The organism is Arthrobacter sp. ov118 (assembly GCF_900116495.1).
Lineage (GTDB): Bacteria > Actinomycetota > Actinomycetes > Actinomycetales > Micrococcaceae > Arthrobacter.
Genome location: NZ_FPAY01000011.1, coordinates 112,774 through 131,764, shown reverse-complemented (window position 1 = coordinate 131,764; position 18,991 = coordinate 112,774). Strand labels below are relative to the sequence as shown.

At 65.4% G+C, this 18,991-nt stretch carries 20 protein-coding genes and 2 pseudogenes; 6 read left to right on the top strand and 16 right to left on the bottom strand.

Translation table 11 applies throughout. The annotated features are described in order from the left end of the window. Positions 1 to 31 precede the first annotated feature (31 nt). Genes BM372_RS17915 through mobC form a run of 3 tightly spaced genes read right to left on the bottom strand, consistent with a single transcriptional unit; the run spans position 32 to position 2,804 of the window. The gene (locus BM372_RS17915) at positions 32 to 790 is read right to left on the bottom strand and encodes a hypothetical protein (RefSeq protein ID WP_090956796.1); all 759 of its coding nucleotides are present in this window, start codon (positions 788 to 790) and stop codon (positions 32 to 34) included. A gap of 9 nt (positions 791 to 799) precedes the next feature. Continuing rightward, positions 800 to 2,401, bottom strand: a complete 1,602-nt coding sequence (locus BM372_RS17910; RefSeq protein WP_090956848.1) for a relaxase/mobilization nuclease domain-containing protein — start codon at positions 2,399 to 2,401, stop codon at positions 800 to 802. 7 nt (positions 2,402 to 2,408) lie between these two features. Further along, positions 2,409 to 2,804, bottom strand: a complete 396-nt coding sequence (gene mobC / locus BM372_RS17905) for a plasmid mobilization protein (RefSeq protein ID WP_256214391.1) — start codon at positions 2,802 to 2,804, stop codon at positions 2,409 to 2,411. 207 nt (positions 2,805 to 3,011) lie between these two features. Between mobC and BM372_RS17900 the strand changes: the two genes are divergently transcribed. Beyond that, entirely contained in the window at positions 3,012 to 3,332 is a 321-nt protein-coding gene (locus BM372_RS17900) for a hypothetical protein (protein WP_256214390.1), read from the top strand. 238 nt (positions 3,333 to 3,570) lie between these two features. On the opposite strand, the gene BM372_RS17895 is transcribed toward BM372_RS17900, so the two are convergent. The 8 genes and pseudogenes from BM372_RS17895 to BM372_RS21315 form a co-directional block, all read right to left on the bottom strand. Beyond that, on the bottom strand, positions 3,571 to 4,275 hold the full coding sequence (locus tag BM372_RS17895) for an SOS response-associated peptidase (protein ID WP_090956795.1): 705 nt from the start codon (positions 4,273 to 4,275) through the stop codon (positions 3,571 to 3,573). Positions 4,276 to 4,321: 46 nt separating this feature from the next. After that, entirely contained in the window at positions 4,322 to 4,543 is a 222-nt protein-coding gene (locus tag BM372_RS17890; protein ID WP_090956794.1) for a helix-turn-helix domain-containing protein, read from the bottom strand. 78 nt (positions 4,544 to 4,621) lie between these two features. Then, positions 4,622 to 4,879: a ParB family protein gene (locus BM372_RS17885; RefSeq protein WP_177236065.1), complete on the bottom strand. Its 258-nt coding sequence runs from the start codon at positions 4,877 to 4,879 to the stop codon at positions 4,622 to 4,624. A gap of 293 nt (positions 4,880 to 5,172) precedes the next feature. Beyond that, the gene (gene ssb, locus BM372_RS17880) at positions 5,173 to 5,688 is read right to left on the bottom strand and encodes a single-stranded DNA-binding protein (RefSeq protein WP_090956792.1); all 516 of its coding nucleotides are present in this window, start codon (positions 5,686 to 5,688) and stop codon (positions 5,173 to 5,175) included. Further along, entirely contained in the window at positions 5,685 to 5,960 is a 276-nt protein-coding gene (locus tag BM372_RS17875) for a glutaredoxin family protein (protein ID WP_090956791.1), read from the bottom strand. The genes ssb and BM372_RS17875 overlap by 4 nt, the downstream gene beginning before the upstream one ends. A 314-nt stretch (positions 5,961 to 6,274) precedes the next feature. Next, the gene (locus BM372_RS17870) at positions 6,275 to 7,228 is read right to left on the bottom strand and encodes a TniQ family protein (protein ID WP_090956790.1); all 954 of its coding nucleotides are present in this window, start codon (positions 7,226 to 7,228) and stop codon (positions 6,275 to 6,277) included. Beyond that, positions 7,225 to 8,143, bottom strand: a pseudogene (locus tag BM372_RS17865) (TniB family NTP-binding protein). Before BM372_RS17865 ends, BM372_RS17870 begins: the two are co-directional and overlap by 4 nt. Further along, positions 8,137 to 9,825 (bottom strand): annotated as a pseudogene (locus tag BM372_RS21315) (Mu transposase C-terminal domain-containing protein). Before BM372_RS21315 ends, BM372_RS17865 begins: the two co-directional pseudogenes overlap by 7 nt. A gap of 331 nt (positions 9,826 to 10,156) precedes the next feature. Between BM372_RS21315 and BM372_RS17855 the strand changes: the two are divergent. From BM372_RS17855 to BM372_RS17840, 4 genes are all read left to right on the top strand, one after another. Continuing rightward, the gene (locus tag BM372_RS17855; protein WP_143111508.1) at positions 10,157 to 10,609 is read left to right on the top strand and encodes a hypothetical protein; all 453 of its coding nucleotides are present in this window, start codon (positions 10,157 to 10,159) and stop codon (positions 10,607 to 10,609) included. Between the two features lie 215 nt (positions 10,610 to 10,824). Beyond that, positions 10,825 to 11,283, top strand: a complete 459-nt coding sequence (locus BM372_RS17850) for a DUF4383 domain-containing protein (protein ID WP_090956788.1) — start codon at positions 10,825 to 10,827, stop codon at positions 11,281 to 11,283. Positions 11,284 to 11,671: 388 nt separating this feature from the next. Beyond that, entirely contained in the window at positions 11,672 to 11,929 is a 258-nt protein-coding gene (locus tag BM372_RS17845) for a hypothetical protein (protein WP_090956787.1), read from the top strand. A gap of 2 nt (positions 11,930 to 11,931) precedes the next feature. After that, positions 11,932 to 12,363: a hypothetical protein gene (locus BM372_RS17840; RefSeq protein WP_090956786.1), complete on the top strand. Its 432-nt coding sequence runs from the start codon at positions 11,932 to 11,934 to the stop codon at positions 12,361 to 12,363. 162 nt (positions 12,364 to 12,525) lie between these two features. Here the strand turns inward: BM372_RS17840 and BM372_RS17835 are convergent, their stop codons facing one another. Genes BM372_RS17835 through BM372_RS20775 form a run of 5 tightly spaced genes read right to left on the bottom strand, consistent with a single transcriptional unit; the run spans position 12,526 to position 17,231 of the window. Beyond that, complete coding sequence (locus BM372_RS17835; protein WP_305728174.1) at positions 12,526 to 13,329, bottom strand: amino acid ABC transporter ATP-binding protein; 804 nt, start codon at positions 13,327 to 13,329, stop codon at positions 12,526 to 12,528. Further along, entirely contained in the window at positions 13,326 to 14,300 is a 975-nt protein-coding gene (locus BM372_RS17830) for an amino acid ABC transporter permease (RefSeq protein WP_090956785.1), read from the bottom strand. Before BM372_RS17830 ends, BM372_RS17835 begins: the two co-directional genes overlap by 4 nt. Before the next feature lies 1 nt (position 14,301). Continuing rightward, positions 14,302 to 15,246, bottom strand: coding sequence for an ABC transporter substrate-binding protein (locus BM372_RS17825; protein WP_090956784.1), 945 nt, complete (start codon positions 15,244 to 15,246; stop codon positions 14,302 to 14,304). A 39-nt stretch (positions 15,247 to 15,285) separates the two neighbouring features. After that, positions 15,286 to 16,203: a BadF/BadG/BcrA/BcrD ATPase family protein gene (locus BM372_RS20780; RefSeq protein WP_177236064.1), complete on the bottom strand. Its 918-nt coding sequence runs from the start codon at positions 16,201 to 16,203 to the stop codon at positions 15,286 to 15,288. Continuing rightward, the gene (locus BM372_RS20775) at positions 16,200 to 17,231 is read right to left on the bottom strand and encodes an SIS domain-containing protein (protein ID WP_177236063.1); all 1,032 of its coding nucleotides are present in this window, start codon (positions 17,229 to 17,231) and stop codon (positions 16,200 to 16,202) included. The genes BM372_RS20780 and BM372_RS20775 overlap by 4 nt, the downstream gene beginning before the upstream one ends. Positions 17,232 to 17,335: 104 nt before the next feature. Between BM372_RS20775 and BM372_RS17815 the strand changes: the two genes are divergently transcribed. Further along, on the top strand, positions 17,336 to 18,577 hold the full coding sequence (locus tag BM372_RS17815; RefSeq protein ID WP_090956783.1) for an ROK family transcriptional regulator: 1,242 nt from the start codon (positions 17,336 to 17,338) through the stop codon (positions 18,575 to 18,577). Positions 18,578 to 18,991: the final 414 nt, after the last annotated feature.

Sequence of the window (18,991 nt, the reverse complement as noted above, 5' to 3'; positions counted from 1 at the left end):
CGGGTTGACCCTGTTTGCTGGCAATCGGGGCTTAGCGTTCGAGTCCACCGCGTTCCAGTGTCTTTCCCTTGCCGGTCTGCTTGGCCATCTTCGAGGTCCCGGCCAAGGAGGGCTTTTGCGTTACGGCCGCGGTCGGCGGCGTGCCCTGGTGTTTGTCGGCCAGGAGCCGGGAGTTGACCGCTTCACGGTCGCCCTTGCCTTCGAGGCTATCGGCGAGCTGCTGACGCCTTTCCGTCGAATCGTAGGCCGGCTCACCTTGGCCTTGTCGAGCAGCCTCGTCCTGCCTGTTGGCGCCGGCAACCGCAGCGCCTGCCACCACTTCATCGGTGCGGGCGGCGGACGCTTTGGTCCATTCATTCTCGGCCACGGAGCGGGCCTGCTGTGCGCGGGCGAGGGCTTCGGACACGGAGGCTTCGTCGGCGCCTGTGTTGTTCACGTGGATGCCGTAACGGGCCTGTACCTGGTCACGGATTAGCTCTGCGGCCTGGGCGACTTCGGGGTCGTAGGCCTTCCAAGCGATGGCTGTCTCGTGCACGCGTTCGATCATTGCTGGGGTGGCTTTGTCCCACCAGTCGTCCCGGGCGGCCGGTGCGAGCTGGGCGCGGGCCGCGGCGCGCTGGACGTGGAAGCGTTCCTGCAATTGGCGTGCGCGGTGTTCCTCGGCCGCGGCAATGGTGCGCTGCTCTTCTTCGCGCATTCTGGCCAGCTGCTCGCCGATGCGGCCGGCGACCATCAGCCCCGTGCGCATTGCACCGTCTACTGCGTCGTCCATTCCGTCTGCTTCGCTCATGCTCTTCCCCTATCGCTCGATGCCTGGATTCGGATGGTGGTCCCGGTTGGGTTCTTGGGGCCGGACGGGTCCGGCAGCTTGCAGTGTTCGGTCCGTTTTGGTGAGTGTGGTCGGGAAGGGTGAGCCGCCCCGGGAGCGTTCGGCGATGAGCCGGGCCCGGAGGGCTTCTTCGCTGGCTCCCGGGTGCTGTTCCCGCAGTGCTTCCATCGTCAGAGGCTGCAGGGTGGTCTGGGCGGTGGCGCTGGCTTCCACGGCTTTGGTGGCGGCGGTGACGGCTGCTGCGAGGCCCCGGACGCGGCGGAGGTCATCGGTGGCTTTGTGCATGTCGTGGATAGCCCGGGCGGTCTGGGCGAGCTGCCGGAACATCAGGGCATAGGCGGCGCGGTCGCTCTTGGACGTCGCGGCCAGCAGGATCATGGCGGCGCCGCGTGCCGACGGCACAGCCACCGCGGGCCGTGTCGGGTAGCGCCGGAGCTGGGCTGATTTGGCCAGTTCCCGGGCGGCGTCTGCCAGTGGTCCGGGGGTGGGTTCGATGCGCCTGGACCAGGCCCCGAAGGCTGCCGATGTTTCGCGGGCTGCCTGCGCCCAGGCGGCGTGGTCACCGTGCGGGGTGGCGGCCAGTTTCTCGCGCAGTGCGCTGATGTCGTTGGCGTACGTGTTCCACAGTTCGACCGAGGGCTGCAGCCTCTCCCGGCCGGGGTTTGCCGGTCTGCGGTTGCGTGCGGCGGCGTTCCATTCCGCGACGGCAGCGGTCGCTGACTCCGGGGTGCTTTCCCACCCCGTCCGGAGTTTGGGCAGGGCGAGGTCGCGGCCCAGGGAGTTCCCGCCGAACCAGACGGCACGTTCACCCTTTCGGGGGCGTTCGGCGACGGAGTATCCGGTGACGACGTCGGTGCGGCCGGCAGCGTACCGCGGCCGAACCAGCAGGCCTTCCTGGCGTGCGCGGCGGACGAACTCCGCCTCGTCCGTGGAGGCTGCTGCGCAGGTTCGGACCTTGCGGGCGAGGCTGTGGCGTTCGACTTCGGGCAGGCCCTGGCGCACGGCCTTCGCTTGTTCCGCGGGAGTGAATCCGCGTTCGGCGCGGAGTTCCCCGAGCTGGTTGAGGAGGTACTTTTTCTCCAGTGCCCGGGCGGCCTGTTGGGATTTGTATTTGCTCTTCCAGCTGTTCCATTTGGTGCCGTCGTCGCGGACCATGCTTGCCACGATGTGGATGTGGTCGTTGCCGTTCTTGCTCAGCCCGTGGCGGACGGCGACCCACCGGGCCGGGGCCTTCCCGCCGTCCCCGGTGAAGTCCATGTCCTTCATGAAGTCCGTCGCGATTGCGCCCCATTGGCCGTCGGTGAGCTGCCCTTCTTCCGCGGCCAGGCTCAGGGAGCAGTGGAAGACGTGCCCGCCGTCGACCACGGTCTTGTAGAACTGGTGGGCCCGGTCGAGGGCGTTGGCGACGTCCAGGGCCGCGTCCCGGTTCAGCTCGTTGTCGTCGTGCCATGCCATCAGTGCCGAGTCACCGGCGACAAGGTGCGGTTCCTCGTGTTCGTTGGCCCGTCCCGGGCCCGCAAGGTAGACCAGCAGGCCCGCCATGCGGTCGCCCTGGGTGATGTTCGGAATCACGGCAGGATCACCGGCCGGCCATCTCGGCGAGCTGCCGGTCAATCCGGATAATCACGCTCTTGGCGTGGGCGATCGTTGCTGCCGCTTCGGGCGGTACTTCGCCCGTGGAGTTGGCGTGCCTGGCGATCTGGTTGATGTTGTTCGCGACGGACCCGATGAGGCGCTGCAAGTTGGACAGCTGCATGAACTGATCGCGCCGCTCCGAGGGGCTTTCGCTCTCCTCATTTAGGGCCGCCTCGATCAGAAGCCGCGGGATCGTGATCCGGTGCTTCTCCGCCAGGGCGAGCAGCTGGGCTTCCTCTTCGGGGCTGACCTTGACCTCGTGGCGGTGCATCCTGCCGCCGTCAACGTTCGCCCGGCGGCGGCGGGACTTCCACCCGGCGAAGCCGTTGCCTTCACTCACCTTGTCCCGCCCTTCCGTTCCTTGCCAGCGCAGCGACCCGGAAACCCCGGGAACAGACTTCAGTCTGCCGCGACCGGAACGCAGTTCCCGGCAGCGACACGAACTTAGCCCGGCTAAGTTCCCAGCTTGCTCCGCCGCGCTTCCGGATCGCTGTCCGTGCGGTGTGCCTCCCGCGGGGGCTGGTATGCGTCGGGTTAGGGTGGGGGCATGGCGAACCTCGACATTGAACAGACACGTACCCAAGCCCGCGCGCTGCTCGACTCGCGCATCGAATCCGTCACCAGCCTGGTCAAGGCCCGGCAGCGGGTCGCGGACCTCAAGGAACAACTCGCCGAGGCCGAGCGCGAGGACAAACGCGCCTACGTCCGGGCCACCAAAGACGGCTGGAGCGCGGACGAGCTGAAGAAGCTCGGTCTGGAACCCGGGGCCGTTACACGCCGGCGGAAAGCATCGCCGGCCGAGACCGCCGGGCAGACCTCCACTCCTCCGCATGGTGATGTCCTGGACACCGCCAGCACGCAGCCCTGACGGGCTGCCGGGTCCTTCCCCATGGACCAAGCCTGATGCGCCCGGCGCACCAGGCTTGAGGGCCGGCTTTCTTCAGCCAAGGACGACAAAGAACACACGCAAGCGGGTGTTCCAAACCACGGGAACAGCCGTCACCCTTACGGGGGCGGCCGTTCTCCGTTCCGGTCTTCGACTGGTGCCGTCGCGCCGGCTGGAGCGCTTGATTGGTCCCTGAGGCGGGCGTGTCATGCCGTGGGGGTTAGGTGGCTGGCTCAAGGAGTTCTGGGCCGTTGTTGCGGACGCTGTTCACCCGGTCCGTGACCACCCTGGGCGTCAGGACCGGTTCGGGAATGGCGTCCAGGATCTCCTGCACCGCGGTCTTGTCTGTGGTGGCGGGGTTGAGCCAGGCGTGGAACATTGCCGGCGGGATGATGACCGGGGCACGATCATGGACGTGGCCCAGCGAGTCGTGGGCCGTGGTGGTCAGCACGGTGCAGCTGAGCAGCCACCGGCGCGGATCATCCACGGGCAGGGACGGGTCCGGCCAGAACTCATACAGCCCGGCGAAGGCCAGCAACTCGTTCTTCTCGGAGTGGAGGTAATGCGGGATCTTTTTCCCGTCCGGGGTTTTCTGCCACTCGTAATATCCCTCGGCCGGGATCAGGGCACGCCGCTTGACCGCCGCCTTGCGGAAGGCCGGCTTGTCCAGGATGGATTCGCTCCGGGCATTGATCAGCTTCGAGCCGATCTTCACCTCCTTCGCCCAGGACGGGACCAGGCCCCAGCGGGCGATCAGCAGCCGGCGCTCCACCGCGTCCTCATCCAGCCGCTCGGCGATGATCGGCACGTCCTGGGTGGGCGCCACATTCCAGCTCGGCGGCGGCGGGCTGCCCTCGACTTCCTTCGCCTCGAAATGGGCCAGGAGATCCCCGGTCGCCTTGGACATCACGTACCTGCCGCACATGCATCCATTCTCCCCCGCCACGGTCCGCAGCGGGGGTCCGAAAGGGTCAGTCCTCGATGGTTGTTTCCTCCGGGATCTGTCCGGCGGCGATCCGCTGGGCCGTCTTGTCGTAGGCGGTCTCGATGTAGGCCAGCAGGTCATCCTCCCGCACGCGCCAGACGCCGCGGCCGCCGAACTGCGCGGCCCGCAGTTCCCCGCTGCGCACCAGCGTGTAGACCAGAGGGCTGTTGACGTTCAGGACCTCCTTGACCTGATCCAGCGTCAGCATCCTCGGCAGTCGATTGGGAGCCGGCGTCGTCCGGCGTCGTCCCCTGCGGATTGGTTTCCTCGGTCCGTTTCGCCATCCTCAGTTCCCCTCGTTCCGGTGCTGCAGTTCATCCCTGGTGCGTTGTCCGCGGCGCAGCGCACCGGCCGGAACAGGATCCCACTTCTTGCCCTGGTTATGGCGGCGCTGCAACCGCTTCACTTCCCGCATCGTGGCCCGCACGATGAAGTCGGACACGGACGCGTCCCCCTCCACGTGCCCGGCGGCCAGGAACGCCGCACGGACCTGCCCGGCCTCGTCTTCAGTGAAATACGGCGTGAACGCCGCTATCTTCTTCATCCCGATGATCTTCCCTTACACACTGCCCGGCTCATGAACCTTTCCTGGTCCCGGCGTGGCCTCCGCCGGACGAGCCGGACAGCGCGGAAGACGGGCAGCACCGCACGTGCCGGCAGGACGTCCAGCCAGCCGGACCGTTTGTTCGAGAGCCGGGACACCGCAGGGAGGATGACTGTCGTCGCGGTGACGAGGCCGACCAGCCTGCCGGCCGTGCTCCGTAGCGTTCGGTCCGTGTCTTCGCCAATCAGTCCCCCAAATCGGTAGTTTCTTGAGCGGTTGGCCCATGTGCCGCGTCAGTGCATTGCCGGTTCGGTATCGGGGGCCGGGACATTGATGTGGCCGGCCGGGTTGGCGGCGAGGCCGAACCACACATCGTCGTCCCCGTACTGGCGGGGGGACAGGCTGAACCTGTCCGGCGGGAGCTCCTCGTCCTGCTCGGGCCCGGGCCCGGTCCGCGTGAGCACCGCGGTGGCGTGGCGCAGGGACGGGCCGATGTCCTCCACCTCGAGTTCGACGACGGTGCGCGCCTCCCCCGCGTTCGTCGTATAGGTCCGGGGTTTCAGGGTCCCGGTGGCGATCACGCGCATGCCCTTCGCCAGGGATGCGGCGGCCTGTTCCGCGGTCGCGCGCCATGCCGTGGCGGCCACGAAGACAGTCTCCCCGTTCACCCACGTGCCGGTCCGGGGATCGAGGGTCCTGGGGGTGGACGCGATGGTGAAGCGGGCGAGGGCCGTCCCGGTTCCGGTGGACCGCAGCACTGGGTCGGCGGTGAGGTTGCCGATGACAGTAATGCTTGTTGCGCCGCTCATGCGAGGGCGCCTTCCCGTGCGGCGGCTTCGATCGCGATGACCCGGGAGATCTTGTCCGGGTTCAGACCGGACCAGTGGTCTTCGGTGTTGTCCTTGTCGTAGACCACGACGGGGACCTGGGAGTATGCGAGCTCTTCGGTGATGTACTCGAAGGCGGCCGGGTTGGTGGTGACGTCCACCTCGGTGAAGGCGATGCCGGCGTCGGTGAACTTCTGCTTGGTCTTGGTGCAGCCGAAGCATCCGGCGGGCTTGGTGTAGATGGTGACAGTCATGGTCAGTCCTCGGTTTCGTATCACTTCTAGTTAGGTTCGTCTGTTCTGTACTGCTGTCTAAATTCTACCAACCATTCAACTGAACGAACAGACGTTTTTACCCTATTTCTAGGGATTTTTGCCCACACTTCTGTACCGGCTGGCATCGGTGCGTCCGTCAGCGGACAGGCGTTGATGTCAGTTTCAGAAGTCGTCTGCACTGAATGTCAGAAGTCCTCTGCACTGGCCCTTGGGCGGGCGTCTTGTTGCCTCTGGCATTTGCAATGGCTTCGTCGGACAAGGCGCAAGCCCGTGCCCGGCGACCCGCGAAGTTATTACTGCCCGGCCTGTCCCCCGGTGGAGGCGGCGTAGGGCAGGAAGAGTGCTGCGTCCGGTCCATGGCCAGTGAGGGTTTTGCTTTCGAGGAGGTGGATGGCGGTCGCGGTTGCTTGGAGAGTGCGGAGTTGCACGTCGAGTGGATAGTCTTCGTGCGGGTGCCATTTCAGTGGCCCGGCCCGGAGGGGATAGCCCGTTTCTTTCCAGACGCGCATAATCATGCGGGAGGCGGTACGACACTCCGAGATGGTTGCTCCGAGTTCGTCGATGATTGTCCGGATCAGGCGAAACCAGACTCCGGCGTGAACTTGTCGTCGGGGCAGGTCGACCGATCCCGTTGTCATGGCGTGCCAGGTTCGGCCGTCCATGGCCAGGACCGTGGCGGATGCGGGCCTCGGCGCTGGTGGTTTGCGCTCCCAGTCCGAGAAGTAAGTGGCAGCCTTCGCGCGCGGTTCGAGGAGGCATCCATGGAAAGGGCAGCTAAGCGTCAGTGAAAGCAACCACAATAATTGGTATGGGTGCGGCGGTTTGGACGTGGCAATACATTGCGGGCATGCCCGCAGGGCCTGTTTCGAGGGAAGCCAGGCCCGCCAGACAGGGATCTGCCGCGGTCGCCGCCTTCCTGCCGGCAGCAACACGGAAAGCTGTCGGGTGTAGCTCGTAAACGCCTCAGGGTCCGGTTCCAGCTGGTCAAGGAGCCAGGGCGCCCAGCCGCCGAGGCTCATCCTCTGAATCCGGTGCACATCGACACCGGTTCGCCGTGCCAGCTCGCGAGCGAATCCAGCGGGCGGGCAGGTGTCCAGGTCTTCCGGCCCGTCCAATGCATGACCCAAGTCCGACACGAGAACGTAAAGGCTGACATCGTAACGATCGGCGATTCGCCGCAACCATGACGAGAGTGACTCGCCGGGCAGTGGTGCAGGATGCAATGGCCAGCGGCGCGAAACGATCACAGCAGTTCCCGCTCAAACAGCTTGCGCCGTTCGCTGGGGCCGGTGTAATCGGCCATGGCCAGCGTCCGGCGGCTGATCCTCTCCTCCCCGCTTTCAACTGCGGCGACCGCGGCGGCAGTCAGAAGTCGGGCGAGCTCTCCGATGGTGCCCTCGCTACGGGCGAGCAGGTACCGGGCCATGTCCTCGGTATCGATCGAGGACGGTGAGTGGAGAGGGAACGAGGCAGCGAAGCTTGCCAGCAGCGACCGGGTTTTCGTCGCCCACCTCCCAGAGCGGCAAAACGAACGGTTCGAACCTGTTCTCGAGCTGGTCATCTGACCTCACGGCAAGATAGGCCTCCCGCGTGCCGACTCCGACGAGGGGAATGTGGAGCTCGTTGCCCAGAAACCGAAGCAGGTTCAGGAACTCACGCCGTGTCTCGCCCCGACCGGCCAGAACGTTGTGGAACTCGTCGATCACCAACATCCTCACACCCACCTCGTGCAGCAGGGAAAGTGCCAGCCGCTCGACGTCGGCGAGGCGCTGCCGTGCCCGGAACGGCGCACCGAGCGCGGCAAGCAGTGCCGTGTAGAACCGAAGCGCGGATGGTTCCGAGGGCATCTGCATGCACACGACCGGAGTGTTTTCGCGGTCTGCCTCCGTCATGGGCGGGTGCTGCCGGCGGAACCGTTCGACCACCATCGACTTGCCGTTGTTTGTTGGCCCGATCAGCAACAGGTTGGGCATGCGCTGTTTCCGCGGCCAGTGAAAGAGCATTTCCAGGCGTTCCACGGCGTCGACGGCCTTCGGATACCCGATCCATCGATCTGCGCGAATCCGGTCCAGCCGCTCCGCCGATGGCAGCCGTGCCAATTCCCGCGATACCGGGTGCAGATGCTTCAGGTCCAGCAGCCGGTGGTTGTCCACGGTCACCATTCCTCAATCTGTTCAAACGGTTGAATGGGAACCCCTGTCGGGCCCGCGGCTGTTGCAGCATCCGGTGGGCAGGAATCGTCAATGCCCGGTTGGCTGGGTGTGCGTGCCCGGCATGCTTGCGGCGTTCCGTTTCCCTCCGGACGCGCTTGGTCGTTCTTGCGGCGGTCTCAGCGACTTCGCGCATTTGCTCGATTGTCCGAAACAACGCCGCCTCATCCACCTGTGCGGCGCCGCGTTCGCGTAATCGGGCCAGCGCCTGCCGGTGTTCCCACACACTGACGGCAGGGTTCGAGATCGACCTATACGGGACTTCCACATAGTGATGGCCTTCGGGCTCCAGGACCCACACCCGGCTGATGTCGCGCGGATCCCGCCGGACGATGAATGACCCCAGGCTGTCACGCCGAGCGATCCAGGGCTTCAAGGCGTTCGCGAAGTAGTGGACATGGTCGATGACGAAACCGGTGCGGGTCAGGGTACGGCGGAAGACTGGGAGAAAATCCACCAGGAACGCCGTCTGGTTTGCCTTGACGGACGGTGCGCCGGTGGCGGCGACCCCGGCAGCCCATTGCCCGGCCGGCGTCTGCCCTAATGTGCTGTGCACGCTGCCGTGGTAGCCAGCGACCGCAAGCACTAACCATCTCTCCAGCTCAGGTAATGTCAGCGCGGCCATCTTCTCCGAGTCATACCGGCCACGCTCCACCGGATTGGAGAAGGTGGTTCCGGGAAGCTCGTGGATGTGGCGCATCGTTGTGCCGATCACGCGCTCAACGATGCCGCCGTAGTGCGGTCGTCCCGGCGGCCGATAGGCCAGCCGAATGCCGTGCTGCTCGCACCCGCGCCGCAATGCCTCGCTCTTGAACTCCGCTCCGTTATCCAAGAACAACGATTTCGGCTTCCCGCTCATCGGCCAATCCGCCTCCACGCCGAGCCGTTCGAGCCAAGGCCGTTTATCACCGGCTGCGTGGGCAAGGCACAACCCCACGGACACAGCCGACGGCGGCTCCAAAGTGATGACCATTCCCACGAGCGTCCGGCTGTACACATCGATCGCAACAGTCAAATACGGGCGGCCAATCGATCGACGCTCGCGCTCATCCACGATGACCACGTCAATGACCGTGTGGTCGATCTGTACCTGCTCCAGGATCGAACCGATCACCGGCACGTCACCGCCGGCGGCCTGCAACGGCCTCACAGCGTCAGCGCCTTCCCTGCGCCGGCCGACCTCAACCGGGTTAAGCATCGAGATGCGCCGGGCCACCGTGTTCCTGGTCGGGGCCTTCAATCCTCGCGCCGCGCAAGCGCAGGCGATCTCGCGGTGGATCGCCGCCACGCTCCGCTTCTGACGCGTAAGAAACCGACCGCGGATCAAGTCGCGAATGATTTCCTCGACCGGCTCAGGCAGACGGTTCCCACCCTTGCCACCAGTTGAACGGCGCACCGCAAGATCAGTAACAAGACCAGGACCCTGGCGGTATCTGCCCAGGAGCACGTAAACCTGCCGGCGAGAAACACCGAGCTCCGCGGCGGCCCTGTCAGCGTCCGCAAGCCTTATCGTGCCCCGTGCCCCGTGCCGCCAACGACCCGATCACCGCGGCCCGGCTCCGAGCCTGTTCCCACGCGGCATCCGGCATTGTCAGCTGTCCATGCGCAGCAATGCGAACCGGATCGGCGTCCATTCCTGCCTCCTTTGGGAACAGGAGTACCAAACAGAAGTGACTGTAGTGCAGAGGAGTACCGAGCAGCCAGTGTTCACAAGTCGTCTGCACTACCCCCGAAATCACAGGAAAGTCAGTGCAGTCAGCTTCTGAAAATGACAGTAGATGTGGCGACAGCCGCGCAGATAACATGCGGGTACACCTAACGTCAGGTTGCCCCTGGGGAACAACGAGAAGTGGCGAGGAGGGGTTCTACCGGCCGGGGCGGCGGCCTGGGAGCAGGAGGAGATTTTCCGTGGAGCAACGGAAGGGTCACAGTTCGCTGGTTGTTGCCTGGATGTCCGGGCCGCTGATGGTCGCCCTCGCCGTTGCCGCGCATTCGGTGTCCGGCGGTCCGGTTCCCGCGGTTTCTATTCTTGCGGCGCTGACTGCCCTGTTGAGCATGCTTGCCTCGATGGTCGCTTTCCTCAGGTTCCCGGTGTGGGGAGTGCTCCTGCTCTCGGGTCTGGTGCAGCAGGTCCTGCACCTTGCGTTCGGACTGTTCTCCGCAGCTTTTGACGGCGGTTCTTCCGCAGAGCACGGCCATGGCGTATTCCTTCGTCAGCTTCCGCTGGTTTCGTCGGCATCCTCTCCGGCCCATTCCACGGAGCTGACGCTGCATGCGCATGTCGCGGCTGCGCTTTTGGCGGGGCTGGTGATCGCTAAGCGGGACAGCTTAATCCCACCAGGTCCGTCGCTGCGGCGGCATAAATTCAGCACTGACCGGCCCGACATGGCCGGCCCGTCCGCTGGTGACAGGAAATAGCGGACCGACCGAAGACCTGGGTCGTCCTTCGCCATCCGGGACCCCGGACGGGTCCGCGCCACCAGGGCGAGCGACTCCCTGCCCATGCGGGCGCGGAACCGCTGAAGCAGACGCTTCCCATAAATGCTAATCATGCTTACTATGTTGGATACGCGGCTGAGGCGGGTTCAGGCAGCGGCGACCGGTGAAGCTTTTCCGACGAAGGAGAGTGCACTTTGACAACCACCAACCGCACGACAGGCCCGCGGACAAACGTGCAGAAAGCAGCCCTGGCAGTAGGGGCAGTCTTCCTGCTTGTGGGCGTCCTTGGCTTCATCCCGGGAGTGACCGGCCATTACGATGCTCTCGTGATCGCAGGCCATGAGTCCGGGGCGCTGCTCCTGGGGGTCTTCCAGGTCTCCGTTCTTCACAACATCGTCCATTTGCTCTTCGGCGTTGCCGGCTTCCTGATGGCCCGCACCCGCCCGCTGGCCAGGAACTTTCTGCTGTACGGCGGCATTATCTACCTGGTCCTCTGGATCTACGGGCTCATCGTCGGGCACGACACCCCGGCGAACTTCGTGCCAGTCAACAACGCGGACAACTGGCTCCACTTTGTCCTCGGCGTCGGGATGATCGCGCTGGCCCTGCTGCTTTCGCGCGATACCAAGCCAGCCACGGCCGCCGACCGCTAAAACATCGGCCATCCAAAAGGGCACTCGCGACGGGGCATCTGCCTGGCGGATGCTCGGGAACGCGGGGGCTGACGCCGAGCGAGGCCTTTAAGGCGCTGTATCCGATGATTGTGGCCCGTCCGCCGCTTCGACGACGGATCCCACCGCCCCCGTCAGGTACCCCCTGCCACTTCATCTGGTCCTGGCGGGTGTGTGTACGGCCCCCGCCGGGTCCACCAGTTCCGGCCGGGCTATATACAACCCCGGCCGCGCGGGGTAGCGTCGAATACGGCCCCTTTGCGCCGGCTTCTTGCGCAGGGACCCCCTCCGGGCCTGGTGCGCGGCCCGGAGCTGACGCTGCTATAGCCCCATGGCGGCCCATCACGCAGCCTGAGGAAAGAGCCGCTCCATGGCCACCTCGCATTTCCAGCAGTTCCTTCACGACGCCACTTCCCCCGCCCCCGACACCGACAGCCCCCTCGGTCCGCACTGCCTCTACGGCCTGTACACCAGCTGGTGCCTGCTCCAGGGCAAGACACCCAGGCGCGATGCCGCCTTCCGCGCAGGCATGCGCCGGTGCCGCGTCCATATCCGCAGGGGCCGGCTGAGGATGAAAGGACAAGCGGCAGCAGACTACATCCTCGCCAGCTACCCCCACCGCGGCTGATCATGCCACTCGAAACCCCCGGCTTCCGCCCCGACGACACCGGACGCCCACCCGGCGCGCTGCCGGTGATGTGCGGCCGCTGCGGCACCGACGCCCAACTGACGATCAGGTCGGTGTCCCATCCGCCGGATTATCCGCCCGATATCGTGATGGTCTCCCACACCTGCGGCCGATGCGGGCGCTTCAGTGAACATACTGCCTGGCTCGCTGACCTGGCCGGCGTCCTGGCCCGGCTGGAACAAACCGGCGACGTGCTGATCCTCGGCGGGCACTACCTGCACTGCGGACAACCGATGGAGAAGGCCGGATCCGAGCACCGCAGGCTGTCCGCGCCCCTGACCACAGAAACCGCGACCGAAGATGCCCTGGACGTGTACCTCTCCACCCGGGTCCTCAGATGCGTCTGCGGCTTCCAAATGGAACTGCCCGAATGACCCTCTCCGCTGCAGCCGCTAACCCCGCCCGTTCCGAAACCCTCAGGATCCGCGCCCGTCCAGAGGGAAGCTGCCACCTCAGACGTTGACTTGTGACGCTCCCGGCTGGCCCGGGTCTGGCCCGCCGCGGCATGACAGCATACACCGGCCCTGCGTCTGGTCTCACCCCATTTTGCGGAGGAACGCCCGTGTGCGGGCGTGTTGCGGATTGTCGAAGACGGTTGACGGGGCGCCTTGCTCGACGATGGTTCCTCCATCCATGACGACGACGCGGTCCGCCACGTCCCGTGCGAATGCCATTTCGTGGGTGACCACGATCATCGTCATGCCGGATTCCGCCAGGCCCCTCATCACATCCAGGACCTCCCCGACGAGTTCGGGATCGAGGGCGCTGGTGGGTTCATCGAAGAGCATCAGTTTCGGTCTCATGGTGAGGGCCCGGGCTATCGCGACGCGTTGCTGCTGGCCTCCGGAGAGCTGCCCCGGGTAGGCCTTCTCCTTACCTGCCAGACCGACGCGGGAAAGCATGCTGACGGCGCGTTCGGTCGCCTCGGCCTTCGGCTCGTGTTTGACGAGGACTGGAGCTTCGATGAGGTTCTGCAATACCGTGCGGTGAGGAAACAGGTTGAACTGCTGGAAAACCATGGCCATGCCGGCCCGTTGTCTGGCTACTTCCTTTTCGGAGAGTTCGACGAGGTGATTGCCTGCTTCACGGTAGCCAACGATCTCACCGGCCACGGTGATTCTTCCGGCGTTGATTTTCTCGAGGTGGTTGATGCAGCGCAGGAATGTCGTTTTGCCGGATCCGGAGGATCCGAGAAGGCAGACGACCTCTCCTGCGTCTACGTCAAGGTCGAGCCCGCGCAGTACCGGCGTCTTCCCGAAGGACTTGTGGACGCCACGCGCAACCACCATGGGTGTGGTTGTCGCCCTGGTCGGGCTGAGGGGACTGGCTGGTGCCGTCATGGACGTGCTCCTGTCATATTCGCCTTGGCAAGGGATGTCCCGGTGCGGGACGCGTGGGTTCTCCAGGCCCTCCGGACGAACTGTTTGAACGTTCCGTCTTCCGCGGCGGGCCCGCGTACGGCGTATTTCTTCTCGATCTGCATCTGGATCAGCGTCAACACCGTCGTGACGAGCAGGTACCAGAGGCTGGCCACGATGAGCATCGGGATGATCTCGTAGGTGCGCGCGTAGATGATTTGGGCGCTGTACAGGAGTTCGGGCATCGCCAGGACACTGACCACTGATGTTGTCTTGAGCATCCCGATGGTCTCATTGCCGACCGGGGGGATGATGACCCGCATCGCCTGCGGGAGAACCACCCTGCGCAAGGTCAGGCCCCTGGTCATGCCGAAGGAGGCGGCGGCGTCGAGTTGTCCGTGGGGCACGGAAAGAATCCCGGCCCGGACAATCTCCGCCGTGTACGCCGCCTGGTTGAGGCCCAGTCCCAGCAGGGCAGCCGTGTAGGGCGAGATGACGGTGTTGGTGACAACGGATCCGAAGTCGATGCCCGTGAACGGGATCCCGAGAACAAGGCTTGGATACAGCGAGGAGAGGTTGTACCAGAAGATGAGCTGCACGAGCAGGGGTGTGCCCCGGAAGAACCAGATGTAGGCGCTGGAGGCGCCCGACAAGGCGGTGTTGCGGGACCCTCGCATCACCGCGAGGAGCGTGCCGAGACTGACGCCGATCAGCATCGACAGGGCCGTCAGTTCCAGGGTGTGCACCAGCCCCTTGAGGATGGAGGAGGACAGGAAGTACTTGGCGACGACGTCCCACTGGAAGTTGGGGTTGGTCAGGAGGGCCTGGAGGAGCACGGCCATGACGACGAGGATCAGCGCCGTTGAAACCCATGACCATGGCCGGAATCGTTCACGGATCCGGAGGGGTTCGTAGGCGGCTTCCTGGGCCACCTGCTGGGTGTCCTGGCTCATGTCATTCAGCCTTGCCGTTGGTCGCGGGGTTCACGTAGGCGGTCTTGATGGCGGAGTCGTTCAGGCCCCATTTGTTGAGCAGTTCCTGGTACACGCCGGTCTTGATGAGCTCGTTCACGGCGTTGGCGACGGGCTGGGCGAGTCCCTTGCCCTGGGACATGAAGATGCCCTCCAGGCCCGCCCGGTAGATCGGTCCGGTCATGGCGAGTTTGCCGTTGGAGTTCTTGGACTGGTAGGCCGATGTCGGGGTGTCGAAGAAGGCAGCGTCGGCCCGGTCGCTGTTGAGGGCAAGGTTGGCCGCGGAGGCGTCCGGGTAGAGGGAGGTGTTGATGGCCGGCTTCCCGGCGGCCGTGCATTTCGTGCTCTGTTCGCTGAGATCCTCGACCTGCAGGGAACCCTTGATGGCCGCGGCGGTCATGCCGCACAGGGATTCGATGGAGGTGATGGTGGACTTCTTCTCGGATTTGACGAGCAGTGTTTCTCCGGAGCGATCGACGCTGACGAAGTCGACGACTTTTTCGCGCGCGAGGGTCGGGGCCGCGGAGGAGGCGACGAGGTCGTAGCGTCCGTTCTGCACCCCGGGCAGGAGGGTGTCGAACCCGGCGTTGACGAAGTTCATCTTGATGCCCAGGACGTTGCCGATGGCGTAGGTGAAGTCGATGTCCAGGCCTTTGAAGGTGCTGCCGTCATCGCCGATGAATTCCTTTGGTGCCATGGTGGCGTCTGTTCCTACGGTGAGGCCGCCGGGCTTTTTGAATGCCTCCGGTACCGTCTTGGCGATGGTTTCGTTGTAGGCGGGCTGGGTGTTGACGCCTTCGAGGGCGTTGGGCGCGCTGTTGGACGCAGTTGCGGTGGTGGGGCTCGCAGCGGCGCTGCAGCCGGCGAGAGCGGCGGCGAAGCCGGTGGCAACGACTGCGGTGAGGATGCGGGACTGGCGGATGTTCATGAGTGTCCTTCGGATATTTGGAGAGTGCGGGGGCGCTGGTCAGGAATGGTACAGCGGAGCGGGAGCGGATGGGACGAGGTCCCCTGCGATGGCGATGGCACCGTCGACGGGGGCGTTTTGGAGCAGGTGGATACGGACGCCGGGCAGTTCCCGCAGGAGATGGGACCGGACTTCTGCTGCGTATACGGGCTGGGAAGTGATGACGCTTCCGCCGAGGACTACGTCCTCGGCGAGGGCTCCTTTGCGGATCACCGATACCGTCAGGGCTGCCAGGGACGCTGCCGCGGCCTGGATGACGGCGCGGGCGAGGGGGGATCCTGCGGCGTCGGCCGAGAAAATGACCGGTGCGAGGCGTGCCCATTGTTCCGGCCGCTGGGTCATCATCAGGCTGCTGAGGTCAGTGATGCGGGAGACTCCGGCTGCCTGCGTCAGCGCCCGTTCCAGTGTGTGGTCGGTTCGGCCCGCATCGGCCGCGATCAGTGCCGCCCTTACGGCTTCCCTGACCAGACCGGTGGCTCCCCCGTCGTCACCCACCATCCACCCGTGTCCTCCGGCGAAGACGGCGTCATCGGCCGCTGTGGTGCCGACGGCGATCGACCCGGTACCGGAAATAACGCCGATGGCGTCCGGTTTCCCGGCGGCGTAAGACAGCAGCTGCGCGTCGTTGACGACCCGGACCGGTATCGGCAGAAGAGTTTTCAGCGCGCCCTCGAGAAACCGGCACTGCTCCTGGGTGTCACAGCCGTGAGCGCCCACTGCGAGGGAGCCCATATCCTTGATCCCCTGCGAGAGGAGCATGTCCACCAGCAGCCTGGCCTTTGTCCCGTACTCTTCTCCGCGCCACCGCTCGGTGGCAGAGATGTGGTTGAGTACGGTCCGGGAGCTGGTGGGATCGACGGCGCGCAGAGCGATTTTTGAGCCGCCGACGTCGAAGCCGACCAGCAGGGGGGCTGTCACAGCGTGCCTTCGCGGACCTGCTGCACGCTGTCGACCTTCGTGTCCAGGCGGGTGAAGGCGCGAGCTTCGATGTCGCGTCCCGCCGCGTCGGCGGTGTGCTGGACCAGCCGTTGCAGCAGTGCCACTTCCAGGATCGAGCGCGGGGCGGCCGGCAGCTCGGGAATGCGGATGATGGAGGCGGGCGCGCTGACGTCCTGGTCCGTGACGAGCAGGATTGGTGCGTCTTTCTCGGCGAGCTGCTCTGCCAGGAGGCCCTCCCGTTGCCTCCCGATGAGGACGTGCGAAGTGGGACCGGCGCAGTCCATGGGGCCGTGCAGGTAGGAACGGGTGTCCATGGCGGTCGAGGGCAGTGCCGGTCCCTCGCGGAAGAGAAGGCCTCCCTGTTCGGCCGAGGTCAGGTTGGGGGCCGCGGCCACAACATCGACGTTGCCCCGCAGCGCAATCTCGGTGGCAAAGGCGCGCAGCGCCTCGTCGTTGTCGGCTACCACGTCTTCGGTGAGCTGGCCGATGCCGTCCCACCAGGGGCCGGTCCCGTCGGTGGTGATCCATTCCGCGAGCAGGCCCAAGGTCGCCACGGTGGCCGTGAAGCCCACCGATGACATGCTGCTGTCCGGCAGGGCGCCGACGCTGATGACCGTCCCTGAAGAGTCCGCCAGCGGTGAGACGGGGTTATTGACGACGGCGACGCGGCGGTCCTGCGGTACCGTGAGCAGCGCCTGGATGGTCTCGCGGCTGCGGCCGCCCTGGGAGATGCCGACATAGATATCGGCGAGGGCGGGCCCGTTGTCAGGAACATCCGAACAGGCCGAGCGGTAGGCCCTGATCCCGGCTTCGCGAAGCACGTAGGTCGGTGTCGCCGCCGCCGCGTAGCTGGCGCCGATGCCGGCGAGCATGACGCTCCTGTCCCGGAAAACCTCGGCCCCTCCCCCGGCCAGCCATTCACGCATCTGGCGGATGGATTCGCCCAGGCCGGCAGCCTGGCTTGCTACTCCGGCTTCGAAGGTGAGCCATCGGTTTGTCGTCGTCATGTCGTCGGTTCCTCAGATAGTTGAAAAGGATTAGTAAGATTATTAAACTTACTAATAGGGCCGCGTCAAGGGTTCCAACTAAACTCGGAGGAAAATTCACGAACATGAAACAGTGGAGCCCCGTGCAGCAAACCGCCGACACCCCCGCCCTGACCGACACCGAGCGGGCCGTCCTCGCCGTGGTCTACGCGCAACGCGAGACGACGAGACCTGAAATCAGCAGTGAACTGGGCCTCACCAAACCCACGGTCAGTCTGGCGGTGGCCGAACTTGAAAAGGTCGGGCTGATCGTCCCCCTGCGTGCGCGCCAAGGCTCGATCGGACGGTCGGCCACGGTCTACGGCCTGGCTGAGTCCGCCGGCTGGCTGCTCGGCATTGATCTGGGTTCCACCCGGCTGCAACTTCTGGCGCGGGGCCTGGACGGACGGTCGCTTGCGTCCTCTTCACTCAGCCTTGACAGCGATGACGACGACGGACCGGTTCAGATCCTCAAAGCCGTGCGCGACCAGGTGGCGCGTGTTGCAGCCCCGCTATCCCAGACGAACGGACCGCTGCGGGCTGTAGGGATCGCGCTCCCCCGCATCATTCCGCAGTACCTGGAACAGTCTGCAGCCGGAAGTACGGAGAAAGGACATGCCCTGCCCGGGATCCTCGAAGCACTCTCCCTGCCTGAGGGGGTGCCGGTGCTTCTGGAAAACAACGTCAACTGCGCGGCCCTGGCTGAGATGGAACGCGGAACGGCCCAGGACCATGATGACTTCGTTTTCCTCCAGGTAGGAGTCGGAATCGGCGCAGGCATCGTCGCTGACCGGCGCGTCCTGCGCGGAGCACACGGTGGAGCCGGAGAAATATCGTCGCTCCCCGTCGGCTGGCCGGCCCGGGATCAAGGAGACGAATTCGCGCTCGAACACTACCTCGGCTCGCGCGAACTCCTTCGCCGATGCACCTCCGCCTGGGACCCTAGTTTCGGCCCCGCACCCACCACGGTGCCTGAACTCTTCGAACATGCACGCACAGGCACTCCCCCGGCCGTGACGGCTCTCGCCCAGCATGCCAACGACATCGGCCAGCTTGCCCTCACCCTCACCGCAGTCGTCGACCCCGCCCTGATCGTCCTCGGCGGCGGCGTGGGTCAGAACCCATTGCTGACAGCCGGCGTAACCGGGACCGTACACCGCTTCAAACCGGAAATCAGCGTTCGCGTAAGCGACCTGGGGGACCAAGCGACAGTCGAAGGGGCCGTGGCACTCACCCTCGACCACGCTCTGTCGGGGCTGCTCGGAAGCCGCCACACCCGCAGGCTCGACGGCCGGACCACGGTACTCACCACGCGCGGATCTGCATGATCCGCAGGCGTCACGCACCACTGCACGGCACGGACCCCGAAGTCTCTCATCCGACCCGGGTTCCTGGCTACTGGATCCCTAAGCCGGCAGACACTACCGAAGGGCAGTACCTCCGCCCGGTCCTGCGTCCCTGAAACGGGCGAGAGGTTTCGCATCATCCCCCGTCAGCGCGCCCCTGGCGTCGCTATCTTTGACGCCAGGGCAAGCGCGATCCGCAGCCGGAGTGTCAAGACGAAACGGACCTCACACCATCCTGTCCTGTCTACCTCTTTGGCCGAGCGACCGGCCGTCCTCACCGCGCGGCGCTCACTGCCGGCGCGGTAAGGGTCGTCCACGACCTGTGAGCGACCGGTTCCCGCGCCAGGGCATCGAGGGCTCCTCAACAATGTGAAGCCATCGGACGGACCCTGAACA